Source organism: Martinezella lusitana (genome assembly GCF_010668395.1).
Taxonomy (GTDB): Bacteria; Pseudomonadota; Alphaproteobacteria; order Rhizobiales; family Rhizobiaceae; genus Rhizobium; species Rhizobium lusitanum_A.
In genome coordinates this window covers 1-1,598 of the sequence record NZ_WUEY01000061.1, presented here as the reverse complement: position 1 = coordinate 1,598, position 1,598 = coordinate 1, and the positions used below count along the sequence as shown (strand labels likewise).

1 protein-coding gene is annotated in these 1,598 nt (G+C 64.4%); it reads right to left on the bottom strand.

Going from position 1 to position 1,598, the window contains the following annotated elements; translation table 11 throughout:
* Positions 1–1,598: electron transfer flavoprotein-ubiquinone oxidoreductase (locus tag GR212_RS36495; protein ID WP_163994991.1), on the bottom strand; the 1,598-nt coding region annotated here is incomplete at both ends.

Here is a 1,598-nt window from a genome sequence, read left to right as displayed (position 1 = left end):
TCCTTGATGTCGCAGGTCTTGCAGTGGACGCAGTTCTGGGCGTTGATGACGTAGGTCTCCTTGCCGTCCTTCTCTACCCATTCGTAGACGCCGGCCGGACAGTAGCGCGTCGACGGGCCGGCAAAGACATCGTGCTCCGACGAGACCTGCAGCGCCATGTCCCTGACATGCAGATGCACCGGCTGGTCTTCTTCGTGGTTGGTGTTCGACAGGAACACCGAGGACAGGCGGTCGAAGGTCAGCACGCCATCCGGCTTCGGATAGTCGATCTTCTGATGCCGGGCGGCAGGCTCCAGGCTCTGCGCATCGGTCTTGCCGTGCTTCAGCGTGCCGAAGAAGGAAAAGCCGAACAGCTGGTTCGTCCACATGTCGAGGCCGCCGAGCGCCACGCCGACCGCCGTGCCGAACCGCGACCACAGCGGCTTGACGTTTCTGACGCGCTTCAGGTCCTTGCCGATGTCACTCTGGCGCCATTCGTTCTCGATCTCGATCACCTCGTCATTGCCGCGGCCGGCGGCGATCGCCTCGGCGATCCTGTCGGCCGCCAGCATGCCCGACAGCACCGCATTGTGGCTGCCCTTGATGCGGGGAACGTTGACGAAGCCGGCCGAGCAGCCGATCAGCGCGCCGCCCGGGAAGGTCAGCTTCGGCACCGACTGATATCCGCCCTCGGTGATGGCGCGGGCGCCATAGGAGAGGCGCTTGCCGCCCTCGAACGTGCCGCGGATCGCCGGGTGCGTCTTGAAGCGCTGGAACTCCTCGAAGGGATAGAGATAGGGGTTCTTGTAGTTGAGGTGCACGACGAAGCCGACGGCGACCAGATTGTCCTCCAGATGATAGAGGAACGAGCCGCCGCCCGTCTTCATGCCCAACGGCCAGCCGAAGGAGTGCTGCACGAGGCCCTTCTTGTGGTTCTCGCGCTTGACCTCCCAGAGCTCCTTGATGCCGATGCCGAACTTCGGCACGTCGCTGTCGCGCGCCAGATCGAACCGGGCGATCAGCTGCTTGGCAAGCGAGCCGCGCACGCCCTCGCCGATCAGCACATACTTGCCGAGCAGCGCCATGCCGCGCGTGTAGTTCGGGCCGGGCTCGCCGGTCTTCTCGATGCCCATGTCGCCGGTGGCGACACCGATGACGGCGCCCTCGTCATTGTAGAGCACTTCGCTCGCGGCAAAGCCGGGATAGATCTCGACGCCGAGCGCCTCGGCCTTTTCGGCCAGCCAGCGACAGACATTGCCGAGCGAGACGATATAGTTGCCGTGATTGTTCATCAGCGGCGGCATGAGGACGTTCGGCAGGCGGACGGAGCCGGCAGGCCCGAGGAACAGGAAGTGATCCGAGGTCACCTTGGTCTTGAACGGGTGATCCTCCTCGTCGCGCCAGTCCGGCAGCAGGCGGTCGATGCCGATCGGATCGACGACGGCGCCCGACAGAATATGCGCGCCGACCTCCGCCCCCTTCTCGAGCACCACGACTGTCAGATCCGCATTGATCTGCTTCAGCCGGATCGCAGCCGACAGGCCCGCAGGACCCGCACCCACAATCACGACGTCGAATTCCATGCTCTCCCGCTCCGGCAACTCGATCGCGTCAGTCAT